Origin of the sequence: Salinimicrobium gaetbulicola (assembly GCF_042676025.1) — a bacterium.
In the GTDB taxonomy this organism is placed as follows: Bacteria; Bacteroidota; Bacteroidia; order Flavobacteriales; family Flavobacteriaceae; genus Salinimicrobium; species Salinimicrobium gaetbulicola.
In genome coordinates this window covers 142,158-160,577 of record NZ_JBHTJP010000032.1, presented here as the reverse complement: position 1 = coordinate 160,577, position 18,420 = coordinate 142,158, and the positions used below count along the sequence as shown (strand labels likewise).

The window sequence follows — 18,420 nt, the reverse complement described above, 5'->3', positions numbered from 1 at the left end:
CTATTTCTTCTTTAAAAGATCATTTTGTTCTTCCATCAACTTATTGATGTTCTCCAGGAGTTGAATGTTCCGTGCTGGTGCAACCTCCTTATTATTGGGATCTTCTGCTTTTCTTCGGAAACGATTCATGACCTTCACCACCAAAAAGATGGTGAAACCAATAACAAGAAAATCTATCAATACCTCAATTAAAAGTCCATAGCCTATGGATATTTCTTCGGTCTTAGAGCTGCCGTCAATTGCCGGGGAAGCTTCGCGCAGAATATATTTTCTATCGGCGTAATTGATGCCCGCAGTCATCATAGATAACGGAGGCATGATTATTTGCTGTACCAGGACAGTGAGGACTTTATTAAAGGCTGTTCCTATAATAATACCTACAGCCATGTCGATCATGTTCCCTTTGATCGCAAATTCCTTAAACTCCTTCAGCAATCCCATTAATCAAAAAGCTTTATTTGGGTCTTATCATCAGGATTGCCCTTTTTCTTTATTTTCCCTTCGGAAAAATCCGGAGATTCATCAGAATCTTCACCGTTAACATCTTCCTCATCTACAACTTCCATTTCTTCGAGAACTGTTTCGGCAGGAGCTTCAAAAGGTTTAGGATCCAATAAATTTATCTGCTTAACCTTTTCCGTAGTAAGCTGATTACCAAGCGCCTTAATCCCCTTTACCGAAATGAATTCTTCAAGTTCAAGAACGTCATTAGGTTTCTGATCTTTTCCTCTTATTTTAGTGTATACTACTTCGGCTACCGGTAAATAATCTGTAGAAACGATCTCGAGGTACGACTTAGGATGATCCCCTATGAAATTTTCCTCTTTCTCCTCATTTTCAATCAGGAATCGTTTTACGTAGAATTTTTCTTTTTCAGCTTCCCAGTAGATCGCGGAAATTGGTTTATTTGGAACCCATTTTTCGAGAACCACAATATTCTCATCAAATCGAGTGGTTAGTTCCGGTTTAATGGTTTTTGCAACTCCATTCTGTGTAATGATCAACAACCTGTCTTCGCCTTTAAATTCTCCCAGCAATTCACCACGGTCATCGACGTTCAATCTCTTCACGGTTTCGTCGAACCAAATTCTACGAGGTTTCAGGGTTGATACCCCTTCCTCCTTCAGTTCAATTTTTTTCACCGGATATTTTGTCACGATGTTTCCTTTTACTGCACGGCCTTTAATAGCCATATCAGCAAAATCTACTTCGAATTTCAATTTTTTGATGCTTCCCACCTGTCTAAGGTAAACCATCACCACTTCTGCTTCCCCATTTGGATTTGCGGTGAAATACAGGATCTCAGATCCTTTTTTGCCTTGAGTTAAATCATATTCCCGATCCCGGGTTACCGAAGTGACAGCAAATCTCTTGATGTAAGAAGATCCACCTTTTCCATCCTTGTAGATAAGGTTGTAGATGGTCCTCTTGTCTTTTTTCTTGAAAATCGCAACGTGAATGATGTCTTTGCCAATAAAGGTTTTAGAATCCACCTTGGTCACCATCATCTTACCATCCTTGGTAAAGCAGATGACATCGTCTATATCTGAACAGTCAGTTACATATTCATCGCGCTTCAAAGATGTTCCTACGAAACCTTCTTTTCGGTTCACGTAAAGTTTTGTATTTCGAATTACAACTTTTGTCGCTTCAATATCTTCGAAAATTCGAAGTTCTGTTTTTCTTTCTTTACCTTTTCCGTAGTCTTTCTTAAGTCTGTTGAAATAAGCGATAGCATACTCAATAAGGTTATCCAGATGATGTTTTATTTGAGCGATCTCATCTTCCAGAGCCTCAATTTTTTGCTGTGCCTTATCTATATCGAACTTTGAGATACGCTTGATACGGATCTCGGTCAATCTCACAATATCTTCTTCGGTCACCGCTCGCTTCAAGTGTGTGATATGCGGTTTTAATCCGGCATCGATCGCCTTGATCACACCTTCCCAGGTCTCCTCTTCTTCAATGTCGCGATAGATCCTCTTCTCAATGAAGATCCTTTCCAGTGACGCGAAATGCCATTGCTCCTGAAATTCATCCAGTTTTATCTCCAGGTCACTCTTCAAAAGTGCCACCGTATGATCTGTAGAGCGTCGTAAAATTTCAGAAACTCCTAAAAATGCAGGCTTATTGTCGATGATCACACAACTAAGCGGAGAAATTGAGACCTCACAATTGGTGAAGGCGTAAAGGGCATCAATGGTTTTATCCGGCGAAATATTATTCGGTAAATGGATAAGGATCTCTACTTCACTGGAGGTATTGTCCTCAATTTTTTTGACCTTTATCTTTCCTTTTTCGTTGGCTTTAAGGATAGAATCAATTAAAGTAGAAGTGTTAGTGCTAAAAGGTATCTCCTTTATAACCAGTGTGTTTTTATCTAACTGAGATATCTTTGCGCGCACCCTTACACGACCTCCTCTTAGTCCGTCATTATAGTTTGTGACATCAGCGATCCCTCCTGTTGCAAAGTCTGGAAAAATTTGAAATCTCTTTCCTTTAAGGTGTTTTACACTGGCGTCTATGAGCTCAATAAAGTTATGGGGCAGGATCTTGGTACTTAGTCCTACGGCGATCCCTTCAGCTCCTTGAGCAAGCAAAAGCGGAAACATTACCGGAAGGTTTACCGGTTCTTTTTTTCTTCCGTCGTAAGAAAGCTGCCATTCGGTGATCTTGGGATTATAAACTACATCCAGAGCGAACTTTGACAATCGTGCCTCAATATATCGGGCTGCGGCCGATCCATCTCCGGTAAGTATATTTCCCCAGTTCCCCTGGGTATCGATCAAAAGGTCTTTTTGGCCCACCTGCACCATCGCATCTCCAATACTCGCGTCCCCGTGAGGATGATACTGCATGGTATGACCAACAATGTTCGCAACCTTGTTATAGCGCCCATCATCCAGATCTTTCATGGAATGCATGATACGTCTCTGCACCGGCTTAAAGCCATCCTCGATAGCAGGAACTGCTCTTTCAAGAATTACATATGAAGCATAATCTAAAAACCAGTCTTTATACATACCGGTTACCCGGGTAAGAACTTCCTGCTCTTCCCCTTGCACTTCCGGACTCTGGTCAAATTGTTCCTCTTGAGGATCGTTCTGATTTTCGTTCTCCATTTAAGACTTTGCTTTATTTTTCTCTAACACTTTTGCTAAAGAAGTCTTTAATAACCGGGTCTTATTTCCCGATAATAAAGTAATGTTATATTTATAATGGCGGTAACCTCTATGATTTCTTGAATTGATAAAAATGTGGAGCTGCTTGAAAAAAAAGTAATTCTCCACTCTGAACCCCTGTAATTTAGACTTCGGAATTTCAGTTCGTTGGTCCCGGTATCTCATAAAATTAGAAAGCAGGAGTCCGTTGCTGCGTAAATTGAGGGTTTCCCCGTCACTATCAAATTCGAATGATCTGCCAATTATAAAAATGTACACTCCTAATAGAACAGCGATCACACTTGGGATCAAACTGCTGTAATTAAAAGGAACATCATCATACTTCAATTCAATCGAAGCGAATGTATTGGTGAAAAATACCACCAACACTAAAATATAGACCGAAGGAACTATGCTTGTTTCCTTTTTGTTTTTGAACTTCATCCTACTCTTCGATCAGATCCAGTTCAACCTTAAGATTATCAATAATGAACTCTTGTCGGTCCGGTGTATTTTTTCCCATATAAAAACTCAACAGCTCTTCAATTGACATATCCTTATCCAGCATAACCGGATCCAAGCGGATATCATCACCAATAAAATGCTGGAATTCATCTGGTGAAATCTCACCAAGCCCCTTAAATCGTGTGATCTCAGGTTTTCCGGAAAGTTTGGCTACTGCCTCTTTCCTCTCATACTCACTATAACAGTAAATGGTTTCTTTTTTATTTCTTACCCTGAAAAGTGGCGTCTGAAGAATATATAAGTGATTCTCCTTTATCAACTCCGGAAAGAATTGCAAAAAGAAGGTGATCAATAACAACCTGATGTGCATTCCATCGACATCGGCATCGGTCGCGATCACAATATTATTATACCGAAGGTCTTCCATCGACTCTTCAATATTTAAAGCCGCCTGAAGCAGGTTGAATTCCTCATTCTCGTATACGATCTTCTTTGACATCCCGTAGGAATTCAAAGGCTTCCCTCTTAAACTGAATACCGCCTGAGTATTTACATCGCGGGATTTAGTGATCGATCCACTCGCAGAGTCACCCTCGGTGATAAAAAGGGTGCTTTCAAGATATCTTTCCTTTTTATTATCCCCCAGGTGAATTCGGCAGTCTCTTAATTTTTTATTGTGAAGACTGGCTTTTTTCGCACGATCCTTTGCCAGTTTTCTAATTCCAGATAATTCCTTTCTCTCACGCTCAGCCTGCAAGATCTTACGCTGAAGTAATTCGGCAGTTTCCTGATTTTTGTGGAGGTAATTATCTAATTGTGTTTTTAAGAAATCGTTGATATAAGTTCTAACCGTCGGAAGGTCTCCCCCCATATCTGTAGACCCCAGTTTGGTCTTGGTCTGACTCTCAAAAACAGGCTCCATTACCTTGATTGAAATGGCTGAAACTACAGATTTTCGAACATCACTCGCTTCGAAATTCTTTCCGTAGAACTCCCTGATGGTCTTCACAAGCGCTTCTCTAAAAGCCGATTGATGCGTTCCACCTTGTGAAGTATTCTGACCATTCACAAAGGAATGGTATTCTTCGCTGTATTGAGATTTACTATGGGTGATCGCCACCTCAATGTCGTTCCCTCTAAGGTGAATAATAGGATACAGCCTGTCATCCTGATGGATGCTGTCTGCAAGAAGGTCTTTTAATCCGTTTTCGGAATAGAACTTCTCGCCATTAAAAACTATTGTAAGCCCCGGATTGAGGTACACATAGTTCTTAAGCATTTTTTCAATGTATTCAGATCTAAACTTATAGTGTTTAAAGATCAGTTCATCTGGAGTGAAAGTAACCTTGGTTCCTCTTCTTCTGGAGGTTTCTTCAAGTTCTTCCTCATTAATCAGATTACCTTGCTCAAATTCTGCAGATTTGGATTTCCCATCCCTGGTAGACTCTACTCTAAAATTGGAAGAAAGCGCGTTAACAGCCTTGGTACCAACCCCGTTCAGACCAACAGATTTCTTAAACGCACGGGTGTCATACTTTCCACCGGTGTTCATTTTAGAAACCACATCAACCACTTTCCCTAAAGGAATCCCACGTCCGTAATCACGAACGATCACTTTTTGGTTTTGAACGGAAATTTCAATGGTTTTACCTGCACCCATGACAAATTCATCGATACAGTTATCAATCACCTCTTTTAATAGAATATAGATCCCATCATCGGCACTGGAGCCGTCACCAAGTTTTCCAATATACATTCCGGGACGCATTCTAATATGCTCCTTCCAGTCCAGCGACCGTATATTGTCCTCGGTATATTTTGTTTCTTCGCTCATAGGTTCTTCCTCCTGTTATGTGGCTAATATAAGATTTCCACCAAAAAGTTGAAACCTTCCGCTCACAAAATAATTAACAAATGTTTCACACAATTGATTTACAGCCTGAAAAAGAGTGTGTAAGAAATACCTTTCAAAAGCTCATTTTCTGAAATTATTATTTTTCAGAAATTTTCAAGAAAAAGATTTCGCTCCTATTATGAGGGCGAAGTATTTAAAAGTGAGAAGTTCGGTTTACACGTTAAACCTGAAGTGCATCACATCACCGTCCTTAACGATGTATTCCTTCCCTTCTACCCGCATTTTCCCGGCTTCTTTCACCTTCGCTTCACTTCCGAATGACACATAATCATCATAGGCGATCACTTCAGCACGGATAAAACCTTTTTCGAAGTCGGTATGTATAACTCCTGCAGCCTGTGGCGCAGTGGAACCAACCGGTATGGTCCAGGCCCTCACCTCTTTTACACCGGCAGTAAAATATGTTTGAAGGTTAAGCAATTTATAGGCTCCTCGAATTAGTTTAGCAGATCCAGGTTCATCTAGACCAATGTCCTGAAGAAACATTTGACGCTCCTCATAATCTTCCAGTTCAGTAATATCAGCTTCTGTTCCTACTGCCAGCACCAGTACTTCGGCGCCTTCGTTCTTCACAGCTTCTTTTACCTTTTCCACATATTCATTTCCGGAAACAGCATCTTCTTCATTTACATTACAAACGTACATTACAGGTTTATCTGTAATGAACTGTAAAGGCTTGATAAATTCTTCTCTTTCAGATTCTGTAAGCTCTACCGCTCTAACTGAGTTTCCAGCTTCAAGTCCGGCTTTCACTTTTAAAAGAGCCGCTTCTTCTTTTTGAGCTTCTTTATTTCCTGTTTTTGCAGCACGTTTTACCTTATCCAGCTTCTTTTCAACCGTTTCTAGGTCCTTCAACTGAAGTTCCATGTCAATGGTCTCTTTATCTCTAACAGGATCAATTGAACCATCAACGTGAACAATATTATCATTTTGAAAACAACGAAGAACGTGCAGGATCGCATCAGTTTCACGAATATTTCCCAGGAATTGGTTACCTAAACCTTCACCCTTGCTGGCACCTTTTACAAGACCGGCAATATCGACGATCTCAACAGTTGCAGGAAGTACTCTTTCAGGATTCACAAGGCTTTCCAGCTTTTCAAGCCTTTTATCGGGTACGTTTACCACTCCAACATTCGGTTCAATGGTACAAAAAGGGAAATTCGCGCTTTGTGCCTTTGCGTTTGACAGACAATTGAACAATGTTGATTTTCCTACGTTTGGTAATCCTACAATTCCGGCTTTCATATAATAGTGTTTGGTGCTGTTTTTTGCGGCTGCAAAGATAAGTATAAGTATCGAGAAATAAATACAGTTGTGCTTCTGAAAAATTTCAGAAGGTTTTTCCCTGATTTCTCATCTTTTAATAAAAATGTAACGAAGCTTTATCAGCTCTTAACAAGAGTATCCCTTAATTTTATAATATTCAAAGATGAGCTAATGAGAACCTTAGTATTATTATTCTCCCTTCTTTTCTGCATGACAGGATTCTCTCAAAAAACAGAGAATAAAGAGAATTCCTCCGAAAACCAAAATAATCATCCCTATTTCAAACTTATTGAACCCACAAAATATAAGTTACATGATCAGCAATTTACTTTTACCCCGGAAGCAGGTCGTATTCACATAAGAACCAATCAGAACTCTGAAAATATTGACTTCGGTGACCTTCGCAAAACTACAGATGACGGCTTATATATAATGACCAGTTCAATCAATGATAATGTTTCTTTTGGACGGTTTGATTCTTTAGGGAATTTTAGAACCCTGCGATATGACAAGGTAAAAGACAGCGTGATCGAGGAAAGGTACATGAAAGACCCTATAATGGCAGATGCAGATTAGGTAGGAAAAAAGAGAGTTAGGGCTGTTTTTTCTTAAAATGTACTCAATATACCCTACACTGTAAAGGCGTTTCAGAGTGATCTGATTCGCCTTTTTTTTTATCTAAGCATTCCTACCCTGAATAAAGTAGGAAATATCACCTTGCCTTCTTGTCCAAAAGCTCTTTGAAGTTCTTCACGTACAAATAATACCGGATTTTCTCCAGTTGCCTTTTCATAATGCTTAACTGCCGACCATGTGTTCAAATATCCAGTAAGGTGCTCAAAAGACCATTTTTCAGAAAGTTGGAATTCCGGCGTTTTAATTTCCCGGAACGGAAATGGAATTCCCTGGTAATTGCCTTCAAGATATTGACGTTCCGCATCCCAATACTCCCCTAAAATATCCCTGTACAAATGGTCAATAATATTTTCTGTTTCCAGATTACATCTGAAAAGTCCATAACCTATCACTGCAATATAACCGGTAGGTTTTAACACTCTTCGCACCTCCTTATAAAAATCCTGAAAATTAAACCAGTGTATAGCTTGTGCTATGGTGATCAGGTCAAAGCATTTCTCCGGGAAATTGGTGCTTTCAGCCGGTTGTTTTGAGTACGTGATATTCGCTTTTTTTATAGCCTGACTGAGCTGTTGTTCACTGATATCTGTCGCATAAACTTCGGTCATGAACTCAGACAATTTTGAAGCTACCTGTCCGTTGCCTGTTCCGCAGTCCCAGGCCCTTTGCTTTTGTGTCGTAAGCCCTTTTAAGTATTGAAAAAGTTCTTCCGGATAGCCGGGCCTGTAAAGAGCATATTTATCAGAGTTCCTGGAGAAGTTATCTTTCATAACCTTCTTAAAATATTAAATTTTGAGATAGTTCTGAATCGGATGAACAAATAAATTTCACAAATAGGCAAGTAACTGATCCTCATCAGCTTTGTTCTAATTAAAATCGTTAAATTAATGGTAGATTTTCTAAAACAATAACCGGCCTCAAAACTCCAGACATGAAAAAAACCAACCTGGAAATATACTTACTGTTACCGTTAAAGAATTTCATTGAGAAACAAACCTCTGTTGGGTTATTGCTCATTTTCTCAGCCATCCTGGCAGTTCTATTTGCCAATTCTCCCTGGAGCCATCAATACCATGAATTCTGGAACCAGCATATTCATATTGGATTTGAAGATTTTTTGATCGAAAAAAGCCTTTTACACTGGATCAATGACGGACTCATGTCCATATTCTTTTTTATGGTGGGACTCGAGCTAAAACGGGAAATCATGCATGGTCACCTTGCAAGTGTAAAAGGAGCCGTACTACCTATCGCAGCCGCAGCCGGCGGGATGATAGTTCCGGCTGCTATTTACTTTATATTTAATTCGGGAACAGACTCTCTTTCCGGGTGGGGAATTCCCATGGCTACCGATATTGCCTTTGCCCTTGGGATCCTGTATTTATTGGGAGACCGGGTTCCCTTACCTTTAAAAGTATTTCTTACCGCGATCGCGATCGTCGATGACATGGGTGCGGTCCTGGTTATCGCCTTCTTTTATACTGCTGAACTCTCTACAGAAAATCTTTTAATTGCGGGATTCTTCCTAATGATCCTGTTAACAGCTAACCAAATGGGGATAAGAAATGTGTGGTTTTATGCCCTTATGGGAATCGGTGGGCTCTGGATGGCCATCTTACTTTCGGGAGTGCATGCTACCATCGCAGCCGTGCTTGCAGCATTCACAATTCCCACTACCAAAAAAATAGACACTCCGGTATTTCTACGGAAAGTTAAGTGGCTCTCAAATGAAGTTAAAAGGAAATCCAAAGCAAAAGCTACCGAAGAGGATATTGTAAAATCAATTGAAAAGTTCACTTCCCTGGCAATTGATGCCACGCCACCACTGCAAAGATTAGAACATGCATTGTATCCTTTAGTAAGTTTTGTGGTCCTGCCACTTTTCGCATTTGCTAATGCAGGCGTTAGAATTGATGTTAGTTCGATCAATGCTGTATTAAATCCGGTAACCATAGGTGTGGTTTTAGGATTGATCCTCGGAAAATTCCTGGGTATTGTACTTATTACAAGATTGATGGTTTCAACTAAATTAAGTGTCCTTCCAACCGGTGTAAAATGGAATCATATTTACGGACTTGGATTTTTGGGAGCCATTGGATTTACTATGTCCTTGTTTATTACGGAACTTGCATTCGACAATGAACTTTATGCCAGCCAGGCAAAAGTGGGTATCTTCCTTGCTTCAATAATAGCAGGATTCATAGGCTTCTTTTATCTCAAAAAGACAACAGATCAAGAAAAATTTGTTCCCAAAAAGACCACAAAAAAAAGCCTGAACTTCAAAAACCTGAATTTCATCAGTAAACAACTTTATCACAGAAATTGAAGGTAACCTAAAAATGGGCGATGGCTGATATTGGTCAGATTTACCGCATTTTTAACCCAAACATCCTGCCTAACTTTTGAAATAACTTTACTTTTGTTCCAGAATTTAAAAACTATGAACAAAGGACTATATATTGCGACTTTAGAGCCCCACAGCGGTAAGTCGCTCATCTCACTTGGACTAATGAGAGCCTTGCTCGGAAAAACCGTAAAAGTAGGTTATTTCAGGCCTATTATTAACGACAAAAAACCGGGCGCAAAGGATAATCATATTGAGACCATTTTAAAATATTTTGATCTGCCTTTAAAATACGAGGATTCATTTGCTTTTACCCGTAGCGAGGTAACCCAGAAACGAAATGAAGGAAAATCGGGAGAGATCCTAGATACTATCATTAGAAAATACAAGAAACTGGAAGAATCATTTGATTTTGTTCTGGTAGAAGGAAGTGATTTTTCAGGCGAAGGAAGCATTTTTGAGTTTGATGAAAATGTAACAATTGCCAAAAACCTGGGGCTGCCTGTGATCATCGTTGCAAGTGGTCGCGGTAAAACTAAAGAAGGTCTTATGGGAAGCCTGCAAATGGCTTACCAGACCTTCAGCAATAAAGATGTTAGAGTGCTGGCAATGGTTAGCAACAAGATCGAACTGGAAAACCTCACTATCGCGACAAACGGGATGCGCGAATTTTTACCGGATGAAGTGGCGGTCTTTGCCATTCCATTGGTGGACTCCCTGGCTAACCCTACTTTAAAGGAGATCGTACAGGTACTTGACGGAAAGATCCTTTTTGGAGAGGAATACCTTGATAACCAATCGGGAAGTTTTAATGTAGGTGCTATGCAGCTAAGAAACTACCTGAAACATTTAAAGAACGAAAGTCTGGTAATCACTCCGGGTGACAGGGCCGATATTATTCTGGGAGCCCTTCAGGCCAATATTTCGAGTAATTACCCGCGTATTTCAGGGATCATACTTACGGGAGGACTTCTTCCGGAAGATTCTATTATTCAATTGATAGAAGGACTTTCTCAGATTGTCCCTATCATTTCTGTAGACGACGGAACTTTTAATGTTACCAATCGCGTTGGTGCCATAAAATCGAATATTTACGCAGACAGTACTCAAAAGATCGAAACTTCGGTGAGTACTTTTGAAAAGTATATTAGTATAGATCCACTTATTGAGAGGTTCGTTAATTTCCAGCCGGCAGGTATCACTCCAAGAATGTTCCAGTACAGCCTTGTGAAACGAGCCCAGCAGGAAAAAAAGCATATTGTCTTACCTGAGGGCACAGACGATCGCATACTTACGGCTGCTGCCAGGTTGCTTGACATGGACCTTGTAGACCTGACGGTGCTTGGGGACGGAGAGGCCATCCTTAAAAGGATCAAGAAACTGGCCTTGCCAATGGATTTTGAAAAACTGAATATCATAAATCCTACTACTTCAGATCAATTCGAAGATTATGTAAAGACCTTCTACGAACTCAGAAAACATAAGAATATCAATATGGATATCGCCAGAGACCTTATGAGCGATGTATCATATTACGGTACTATGATGATCTATAAAGGTCATGCTGACGGAATGGTTTCTGGTGCGGCACATACCACTCAGCATACCATCAGGCCGGCGCTTCAGTTCATCAAGACCAAACCTGGAGTATCAGTAGTTTCTTCGGTGTTCTTCATGTGCCTGGAGGATCGGGTATCTGTTTTCGGAGATTGTGCGATCAACCCGAATCCTACTGCTGAAGAATTGGCTGAGATCTGTATTTCTTCCGCAGAGAGCAGCAAAGCCTTCGGAATTGATCCGAAAATAGCGATGCTCTCCTACTCTTCGGGAAGCTCTGGAAAAGGAGAAGATGTAGACCGCGTAAGAGAAGCTACCGAAATTGTGAAAAAGAAAAGACCTGATCTTAAGATCGAAGGTCCTATTCAGTACGATGCCGCGGTAGATCTTACCGTAGGACAAAGTAAATTACCGGGATCTGAAGTGGCGGGACAGGCAAGCGTTCTGATTTTTCCAGATCTTAATACCGGAAACAATACCTATAAAGCGGTGCAACGTGAGACTGGTGCACTGGCAATTGGCCCTATGTTACAAGGGTTAAACAAGCCGGTTAACGACCTTAGTCGCGGTTGTACTGTAGATGATATATTTAACACTGTAATTCTCACAGCCATACAGGCACAGGGAATCTAAAATTGAATCATGAAGAATATTTTAGTAATAAACTCAGGGAGTTCCTCTTTAAAATTTCAATTAATCAGCATGCCTTCGGAAGAAGTGCTGGCATCAGGTCTGGTAGAACGTATCGGATTGGAGATGGGTAAACTGCACTATAAATCGGCAGGCTACTCTACTTCCGAAGAAATGGAGATCAAAGACCATTCTGTAGCTTTGACCGAAGTGACCAGGCACTTAATGAGCAGCGATTACGGGGTTATCCAGGATCCTGCAGATATACCGGCAATTGGACACCGCGTAGTTCATGGAGGTGATAAATTTTCTGATACCATTATTATCAATGATCAGGTGAAAGCCACCATTAAAGAGCTTTTTTCACTAGCTCCACTTCACAACCCACCAAACCTGAACGGAATTGAGGTCGCAGAAAAGATCTTCCCGAACGCCAAGCAAGTGGGCGTATTTGATACGGCATTTCACCAGAGTATTCCGGAAAGAGCTAACAGATTTGCTATTCCGAACGAATTCTATGATAAACATAAGATCCAGTCCTATGGATTTCATGGTACCAGTCATAAATACGTTTCAGAAAAAGCGAATGAGCTGCTAGGGAAAAAAGAATCAAAATTGATCACGGTTCACCTTGGAAACGGATGCAGCATCACGGCGGTCAAAAATGGGAAAAGCTATGACCATTCTTTAGGCTTTGGACCGGTTAACGGATTGATCATGGGAACCCGAAGCGGAGACATTGACCAGTCTGTGATCTTTTACATGGTTGAACATTTAGGATATTCGGCGCAGGAAGTCAGTGATATTCTACACCACAAAAGTGGAATGCTGGGGCTAACCGGTTACAGTGATTTGCGTGATATTGAAGAGCAGGCTGCCAAAGGAAACCGTGAATGCCAACTGGCATTAGATATGAATGCTTACAGGATCAAGAAGTACATTGGCGCCTATGCGGCAACAATGAACGGCCTGGATGCACTCATTTTTACCGCAGGTATCGGCGAGAACAGTGATGTGATAAGAAAACTGGTTTGTGATAATATGGATTACCTTGGAATTGAATTGAATGACGAAACTAATTCATTACGCTCCAAGGAAAACAGAACGATCAGCAAAGAAAGTTCGAAAGTGAAGGTGATGGTAATTCCTACTAACGAAGAATTGGAAATTGCAAAACAAACCTTTCAAATGCTCTAATAAGCGTTTGAAATAAATATTTAAAAGCGGGAGATCTATATAAATAAATAGGTCTCCCCTTTTTTTACCTTTTCGGCAAAGTGCTCAATAGAATTCTCTTCCAGTTCTCTTAAGAATTTCTTTTTGAATGGTTGTACTGAAAAATGAACCGGACAAGGCTTTTCAGCACTACATTTCTTAAGGCCCAGAACACAATCTTCAAGTCGCTCCACCCCATCAATCGATTTCACAACCTCCAGTAATGGGAGCTGTTTAGCTTCATCAGTCAGAAAAAATCCCCCCTTAGGGCCTTTTGAGGAAGAAACAATGTGCTCCCTTGAAAGGTTCTGTAAAAGTTTAGCTAAAAACGGAGAAGGCAATTTAATGGCCTCAGCGATCTCATTAGCCCTGAGTTTCTTTTCTGCACTTGCATGAACCGCGATATATAAGACCGCGTTAATGGCATATTTACTTGAACTTGATAGCATAGTTGTAAGTTACAGTCGGCAAAAGTAAGTTTTTCCGGATTAAGGAATCACCTATTTCACCAGATTATGATTCCGGTCATATTTATTCAGCCATAAATAAGATTAATTTATCCTTATTCAATCATAAAATATTTTAAGACCTTTTTATCCTTTAATTAGATAAATATCGTAATTTTGTACAACAACATTAATAAGTTTTATCATGAAATTAACATTAAAGATCCTTTCTGCCTTACTAATTCTTATGACCATAGCTTGTGGAGGCAAGGAAGAAAAAGAAAAGGAAACTATTAAACTTTCCGACAATGAGCCGAAGGAAAAAGTAGTCACCGAGCAACCAGCTACGAAGGCTTCAGAAAAAGTTGACTTGGAGAATAAAGGGATTGGTCCTATCACTGACCTTACTCTTCCTTCTACTATCGATCAAACTATGGCAGCCCGCGGACAGGAGATCTTCAAAAATATGTGTACTGCTTGTCACAAAACAGATAAGAAGTTCATTGGGCCTAAAATGGTAGGAGTTACCGAACGACGTACTCCGGAGTGGATCATGAATATGATCTTAAATCCTGAGGTAATGGTCCAAAAAGATCCTCTAGCAAAAGAGCTGTTAATAGAACACAACGGTTCGCCCATGGCAAACCAGAACCTGACTGAAGAAGAGGCTCGTGCTGTACTAGAATATTTCAGAACTCTAAAAGAATAAATTTTATGAAAACTATCACCAACCTCTTACTATCTTTTTCATTGATTGTTCTTGTTTCTGCCTGTAAATCAGACAAAGATCAGCCTTCAGAAACAAGTACAGAAAACACAGAAACCGTTGAGACGTCTAAAGAACAAGGCCAGGCTTTCATCAAAGACGATGAGTCACAACCTACCGTTCTGGACATTGCAATTGGTTCTGAAGATCACACTACACTTGTTGCGGCAGTGCAGGCGGCAGACCTTGAGAATGCATTGGTGAATGCCGGACCTTTAATGGTTTTTGCTCCAACAAATGCAGCTTTTGATGCCCTACCAGAAGGCACTGTAGAAGATCTTTTAAAACCGGAAAACAAGGAAAAACTTGCTTATATCCTTAAGCATCATGTGACCCCCGGGAAATATGATAAGGAGTTTTTGAAAAAGTTTAAAAAACTGGGCCAGGCCAGCAATGAAAATATTGCTGTTACAGTAGAAGGTGATGATGTATATGTTGGCGGAGCTAAGATCTTAGCAAGTGTACCTGCCGGTAACGGGATCGTACATGTTGTTGACAAAGTTATACTTCCAGAAAATTAATCCTCCGATAATAATTTAATAAGAAAAAAATGAAACGATTCATCACTAGTATATTATCGATCGCTCTTATTGCAGGTTCATTTACCAGCTGTAACGATGACGATTCTAAAAAGGGCGACCGTGGAGCCTTATCTTCTTCGGCGGCCGAAAAAGTATATGTAGCTCCAGGAGAACATGACGAATATTATGCGTTCGTTTCGGGAGGTTTCAGTGGCCAGCTAGCCGTATATGGGCTTCCTTCCGGTCGCTTATTCAAAGTTATCCCTGTATTTTCACAAGATGCTGAAAAAGCCTGGGGTTACAATGAGGAAACCAAACCGATGTTAAACACTTCTCACGGATTCATTCCTTGGGATGATTCTCACCATCCTGATATTTCTCAAACGGAAGGAAAACTGGACGGTAGATGGGTTTTCATCAATGGTAACAACACTCCTCGTATCGCAAAGATCGACCTTACCACTTTTGAAACTACTGAGATCATAGAAGTTCCTAACAGTGCAGGAAACCACAGTTCTTCTTTCGTAACCGAAAATACTGAGTATGTAGTTGCGGGAACCCGTTTCTCTGTTCCTGTGCCTCAGCGCGATATGCCTATCAACGAGTATAAAGGAAACTTTAAAGGAGCTTTATCATTTATTAGCGTAGATCCCGAAGATGGACGTATGGATATCAAATTCCAGCTTATGATGCCTGGATTTGATTATGATCTTTCTCACCCTGGTCGCGGTAAATCTCACGGATGGTTCTTCTTTACCACATATAATACTGAAGAAGCCAACTCCTTACTTGAGGTGAACGCTTCTCAAAATGACAAGGACTTTATTGCAGCCGTTAACTGGAAAAAGATCGAAGAGTATGTAAACAATGGCGGCGGTAAAAAGATGCCTGCTAACTATGCTCACAACGTATATGATGAAGAAACACATACTGCTACTTCTACCATGAAAAAAGAAGTTCTGGTGGTAGATCCTTCAGAAGTACCTGGAGCGGTTTACTTCCTTCCAACTCCAAAATCTCCTCATGGATGTGATGTAGACCCTTCTGGTGAGTATATTGTTGGTAATGGAAAACTTTCTGCTGATCTTACTATCCATTCATTCACTAAAATGCTGGATGCTATCGAAAACGAAAGATTTGACGGTGAGGCTTACGGAATTCCAATCCTTAAATTCGAAGACGTTCTTGCAGGTACTGTAAAACAAGGTGGTCTTGGACCTCTGCATACTGAATTTGACGGTAAAGGAAACGCTTATACTACTTTCTTCATTTCTTCGGAAGTTGTAAAATGGAAATTAGGAAGCTGGGAAGTTGTTGACCGTAAACCAACATACTACTCTGTAGGTCACCTTATGATCCCTGGAGGAAATTCTAGAGAACCTTTCGGAGATTATGTTCTAGCGATGAACAAGATCACCAAAGACCGTTATTTACCAACGGGACCTGAAGTTACCCAGTCTGCTCAACTGTATGACATTACAGGTGAAAAAATGGAATTATTACTTGATTTCCCTACAGTTGGTGAACCTCACTATGCAGCAGGGATCGCAGCCGATATAGTAAAGGAGAGATCTAAGAAGATCTTTAAGCTGGCAGATAACAAGCATAAATATGCGGCTCTTACAAATGCTGATACCCGTGTTGAACGCGATGGAAATGAAGTTCACATCTACATGTCTATGATCCGCAGCCACTTTACTCCTGATAATATTGAGGGAATAAAAGTTGGAGATAAGGTTTACTTCCACGTGACCAACCACGAGCAGGATTATGATGTGCCGCATGGTATCAGTATGATTGGAGCGAATACTTCCGAATTATTGATCATGCCGGGACAAACTGAAACCTTTGTTTGGGAACCTAAACAAGTTGGGGTGTGGCCATTCTATTGTACAGATTTCTGTTCAGCGCTTCACCAGGAAATGCAAGGATATGTTCGCGTATCTCCGGCAAACTCTGATATTGAGCTTAGCTGGTCTTTGGGTGAATAAGTCCCTACTTAACTGATTTTTTAAGGCGGGGGTGGTTTTTCATACTCCCGCTTTATTTTTAAATACATTTAAAATGAAAAAAGCCGGACTAATAATGATCCTGGGGTCCCTCCTACTTTTAGGCCTCTTTAAATTCCCTTTATGGAATATCATGTTAGGAGCACCTCAGTATCCAGATCCTCTTGGAATGAACATCTATATTTCAGGGATTGAGGGGGTTGAAGAATTCGACATTCAAAATATTGACGGAGTAAACCACTATATAGGGATGCAAAAGATCCCTAAGGCTGACGAGATGTGGGAATTTGAAGTTTTCCCGATGGTTATTGGCGGAATGGCTGCTTTAGGAGTTATCATTGGTTTACTGGGCTTTTTCGGAAAAATAAGCCCCAACTGGTTCCTTGGCTGGTTCGTGTTGATGGCCGTACTTGGAATTCTGGGAATGTATGATTTCAACGCCTGGTTAACCGAATATGGAACCAACCTTGACCCGAATGCTATTATGAAAATGACTAACCCAGATGGTACACCAATGACCTATAAACCACCTTTATTTGGTCACGAAAAAATGTTGAATTTTGAAGTAGATTCCTATCCGCATACCGGTGGATATATGCTGTTCGCAGGAATGGCACTTACCCTGCTGGCTTTTGTGGTAGGAAGAACAGAGAGAAAAAAGAATAAGAGATTATTTACCTAGAATATTAGAATGAAAGCCTTTAGTTTCATATTGATCCTCAGCGTTTTATTTATTTCATGTGAGATCGCTCCAAAGCCTATCGAGTACGGAAGCGACAATTGTGAGTATTGCAAAATGACCATCGTTGACCGTCAGCATGCATCACAGATCGTAACAGATAAAGGGAGATCCTACAAATTCGATGCTATAGAATGTATGATACACTATGACAGAGAATACCTCGACCAGCCTGCTGCTATGTATTTAGTAAGCGATTTTAAGATGCCCGGGGAACTCATCGATGCAACTAAAGCCAGTTATCTTATAAGTCCGGAGATATCGAGCCCTATGGGCGCAAATCTCTCCGGATTTAATTCTGAAGCAGCTGCTGAAAAAACAAAAGAAGAATACGGAGGAGAATTATATTCCTGGGATTCGATCAAAGACCATATAAAAAAATAGAAAGATGGAAACTATCAAAGACACCATAAAAGACCAATCATTTAAGCTTTTAAAAGTTCAAAAACTAACAACCGGTTCATCTCCGGAAATCTTCTCCATCTTTTTAGAAAAAGGAGCCGAATTTACAGAGAAAGGTTCTTCCCGGGCAGCCCATATAATTGTACTGGAAGGAATGATCGATCTTTTCATCAATAAAAAGATTCATCATTTGAGCACTCACCAGCATTTTCAATTCGGAAGGGATACCCCCCACTGGATAGAAGCGCTGGAAGACTCCAAATTCCTGATAATCAGATAAATTATCGTTGTTTTTATATACTTATAAAGGAGAGAATTTCTGTTCTCCTGGAACCTTATTGTCAA

Annotated in this window: 17 protein-coding genes; 10 read left to right on the top strand and 7 right to left on the bottom strand. The window is 40.4% G+C overall.

Annotated features, from left to right (window positions below):
- From mscL to ychF, 5 genes are all read right to left on the bottom strand, one after another.
- On the bottom strand, window positions 1–441 hold the full coding sequence (mscL, locus tag ACFQ1G_RS02225; protein WP_380736633.1) for a large-conductance mechanosensitive channel protein MscL: 441 nt from the start codon (window positions 439–441) through the stop codon (window positions 1–3).
- Complete coding sequence (locus ACFQ1G_RS02220) at window positions 441–3,122, bottom strand: DNA gyrase/topoisomerase IV subunit A (protein WP_380736632.1); 2,682 nt, start codon at window positions 3,120–3,122, stop codon at window positions 441–443. Before ACFQ1G_RS02220 ends, mscL begins: the two co-directional genes overlap by 1 nt.
- Window positions 3,123–3,605 (bottom strand): hypothetical protein, encoded by a 483-nt coding sequence (locus ACFQ1G_RS02215; RefSeq protein ID WP_380736631.1) that lies wholly within the window; start codon window positions 3,603–3,605, stop codon window positions 3,123–3,125.
- Window position 3,606: 1 nt separating this feature from the next.
- A complete protein-coding gene (locus ACFQ1G_RS02210) occupies window positions 3,607–5,460 on the bottom strand; it encodes a DNA topoisomerase IV subunit B (RefSeq protein WP_380736630.1) in 1,854 nt (617 codons plus the stop codon).
- Between the two features lie 234 nt (window positions 5,461–5,694).
- Window positions 5,695–6,789 carry a redox-regulated ATPase YchF gene (gene ychF / locus ACFQ1G_RS02205; protein ID WP_380736629.1) on the bottom strand — a complete coding sequence of 365 codons (1,095 nt, stop codon included), beginning with the start codon at window positions 6,787–6,789 and terminating at the stop codon, window positions 5,695–5,697.
- A gap of 192 nt (window positions 6,790–6,981) precedes the next feature.
- Here ychF and ACFQ1G_RS02200 point away from each other — a divergent pair, with 192 nt between their 5' ends.
- Window positions 6,982–7,386 carry a hypothetical protein gene (locus tag ACFQ1G_RS02200; RefSeq protein WP_380736628.1) on the top strand — a complete coding sequence of 135 codons (405 nt, stop codon included), beginning with the start codon at window positions 6,982–6,984 and terminating at the stop codon, window positions 7,384–7,386.
- Window positions 7,387–7,484: 98 nt separating this feature from the next.
- Here the strand turns inward: ACFQ1G_RS02200 and ACFQ1G_RS02195 are convergent, their stop codons facing one another.
- Window positions 7,485–8,216, bottom strand: coding sequence for a class I SAM-dependent methyltransferase (locus tag ACFQ1G_RS02195; RefSeq protein WP_380736627.1), 732 nt, complete (start codon window positions 8,214–8,216; stop codon window positions 7,485–7,487).
- Window positions 8,217–8,377: 161 nt separating this feature from the next.
- Here ACFQ1G_RS02195 and nhaA point away from each other — a divergent pair, with 161 nt between their 5' ends.
- From nhaA to ACFQ1G_RS02180, 3 genes are all read left to right on the top strand, one after another.
- Complete coding sequence (nhaA, locus tag ACFQ1G_RS02190; protein WP_380736626.1) at window positions 8,378–9,772, top strand: Na+/H+ antiporter NhaA; 1,395 nt, start codon at window positions 8,378–8,380, stop codon at window positions 9,770–9,772.
- 114 nt (window positions 9,773–9,886) lie between these two features.
- Window positions 9,887–11,980 carry a phosphate acetyltransferase gene (gene pta / locus ACFQ1G_RS02185; RefSeq protein ID WP_380736625.1) on the top strand — a complete coding sequence of 698 codons (2,094 nt, stop codon included), beginning with the start codon at window positions 9,887–9,889 and terminating at the stop codon, window positions 11,978–11,980.
- A 9-nt stretch (window positions 11,981–11,989) separates the two neighbouring features.
- Complete coding sequence (locus ACFQ1G_RS02180) at window positions 11,990–13,174, top strand: acetate/propionate family kinase (RefSeq protein WP_380736624.1); 1,185 nt, start codon at window positions 11,990–11,992, stop codon at window positions 13,172–13,174.
- Between the two features lie 35 nt (window positions 13,175–13,209).
- Here the strand turns inward: ACFQ1G_RS02180 and ACFQ1G_RS02175 are convergent, their stop codons facing one another.
- Window positions 13,210–13,641: an RrF2 family transcriptional regulator gene (locus ACFQ1G_RS02175; RefSeq protein ID WP_380736622.1), complete on the bottom strand. Its 432-nt coding sequence runs from the start codon at window positions 13,639–13,641 to the stop codon at window positions 13,210–13,212.
- 202 nt (window positions 13,642–13,843) lie between these two features.
- Here ACFQ1G_RS02175 and ACFQ1G_RS02170 point away from each other — a divergent pair, with 202 nt between their 5' ends.
- From ACFQ1G_RS02170 to ACFQ1G_RS02145, 6 genes are all read left to right on the top strand, one after another.
- Window positions 13,844–14,347: a cytochrome c gene (locus tag ACFQ1G_RS02170; protein WP_380736621.1), complete on the top strand. Its 504-nt coding sequence runs from the start codon at window positions 13,844–13,846 to the stop codon at window positions 14,345–14,347.
- Between the two features lie 5 nt (window positions 14,348–14,352).
- Window positions 14,353–14,925 carry a fasciclin domain-containing protein gene (locus tag ACFQ1G_RS02165; protein WP_380736620.1) on the top strand — a complete coding sequence of 191 codons (573 nt, stop codon included), beginning with the start codon at window positions 14,353–14,355 and terminating at the stop codon, window positions 14,923–14,925.
- 29 nt (window positions 14,926–14,954) lie between these two features.
- The gene (gene nosZ, locus ACFQ1G_RS02160) at window positions 14,955–16,916 is read left to right on the top strand and encodes a Sec-dependent nitrous-oxide reductase (protein ID WP_380736619.1); all 1,962 of its coding nucleotides are present in this window, start codon (window positions 14,955–14,957) and stop codon (window positions 16,914–16,916) included.
- Between the two features lie 73 nt (window positions 16,917–16,989).
- On the top strand, window positions 16,990–17,616 hold the full coding sequence (locus ACFQ1G_RS02155; RefSeq protein ID WP_380736618.1) for a hypothetical protein: 627 nt from the start codon (window positions 16,990–16,992) through the stop codon (window positions 17,614–17,616).
- Between the two features lie 9 nt (window positions 17,617–17,625).
- Window positions 17,626–18,057: a nitrous oxide reductase accessory protein NosL gene (locus tag ACFQ1G_RS02150; protein ID WP_380736617.1), complete on the top strand. Its 432-nt coding sequence runs from the start codon at window positions 17,626–17,628 to the stop codon at window positions 18,055–18,057.
- Window positions 18,058–18,061: 4 nt separating this feature from the next.
- Window positions 18,062–18,355: a cupin domain-containing protein gene (locus tag ACFQ1G_RS02145; protein ID WP_380736615.1), complete on the top strand. Its 294-nt coding sequence runs from the start codon at window positions 18,062–18,064 to the stop codon at window positions 18,353–18,355.
- Window positions 18,356–18,420 lie beyond the last annotated feature (65 nt).

What these genes read in the sequence shown, in the direction of transcription:
- ACFQ1G_RS02175 (WP_380736622.1), bottom strand. Translation starts at nt 13,641, where the DNA reads ATGCTATCAAGTTCAAGTAAATATGCCATTAACGCGGTCTTATATATC.
- ACFQ1G_RS02150 (WP_380736617.1), top strand. Translation starts at nt 17,626, where the DNA reads ATGAAAGCCTTTAGTTTCATATTGATCCTCAGCGTTTTATTTATTTCA.
- ACFQ1G_RS02170 (WP_380736621.1), top strand. Translation starts at nt 13,844, where the DNA reads ATGAAATTAACATTAAAGATCCTTTCTGCCTTACTAATTCTTATGACC.
- mscL (WP_380736633.1), bottom strand. Translation starts at nt 441, where the DNA reads ATGGGATTGCTGAAGGAGTTTAAGGAATTTGCGATCAAAGGGAACATG.
- ACFQ1G_RS02145 (WP_380736615.1), top strand. Translation starts at nt 18,062, where the DNA reads ATGGAAACTATCAAAGACACCATAAAAGACCAATCATTTAAGCTTTTA.
- nosZ (WP_380736619.1), top strand. Translation starts at nt 14,955, where the DNA reads ATGAAACGATTCATCACTAGTATATTATCGATCGCTCTTATTGCAGGT.
- ACFQ1G_RS02215 (WP_380736631.1), bottom strand. Translation starts at nt 3,605, where the DNA reads ATGAAGTTCAAAAACAAAAAGGAAACAAGCATAGTTCCTTCGGTCTAT.
- ychF (WP_380736629.1), bottom strand. Translation starts at nt 6,789, where the DNA reads ATGAAAGCCGGAATTGTAGGATTACCAAACGTAGGAAAATCAACATTG.
- ACFQ1G_RS02200 (WP_380736628.1), top strand. Translation starts at nt 6,982, where the DNA reads ATGAGAACCTTAGTATTATTATTCTCCCTTCTTTTCTGCATGACAGGA.
- pta (WP_380736625.1), top strand. Translation starts at nt 9,887, where the DNA reads ATGAACAAAGGACTATATATTGCGACTTTAGAGCCCCACAGCGGTAAG.
- ACFQ1G_RS02180 (WP_380736624.1), top strand. Translation starts at nt 11,990, where the DNA reads ATGAAGAATATTTTAGTAATAAACTCAGGGAGTTCCTCTTTAAAATTT.
- ACFQ1G_RS02210 (WP_380736630.1), bottom strand. Translation starts at nt 5,460, where the DNA reads ATGAGCGAAGAAACAAAATATACCGAGGACAATATACGGTCGCTGGAC.
- ACFQ1G_RS02195 (WP_380736627.1), bottom strand. Translation starts at nt 8,216, where the DNA reads ATGAAAGATAACTTCTCCAGGAACTCTGATAAATATGCTCTTTACAGG.
- ACFQ1G_RS02155 (WP_380736618.1), top strand. Translation starts at nt 16,990, where the DNA reads ATGAAAAAAGCCGGACTAATAATGATCCTGGGGTCCCTCCTACTTTTA.
- nhaA (WP_380736626.1), top strand. Translation starts at nt 8,378, where the DNA reads ATGAAAAAAACCAACCTGGAAATATACTTACTGTTACCGTTAAAGAAT.
- ACFQ1G_RS02220 (WP_380736632.1), bottom strand. Translation starts at nt 3,122, where the DNA reads ATGGAGAACGAAAATCAGAACGATCCTCAAGAGGAACAATTTGACCAG.
- ACFQ1G_RS02165 (WP_380736620.1), top strand. Translation starts at nt 14,353, where the DNA reads ATGAAAACTATCACCAACCTCTTACTATCTTTTTCATTGATTGTTCTT.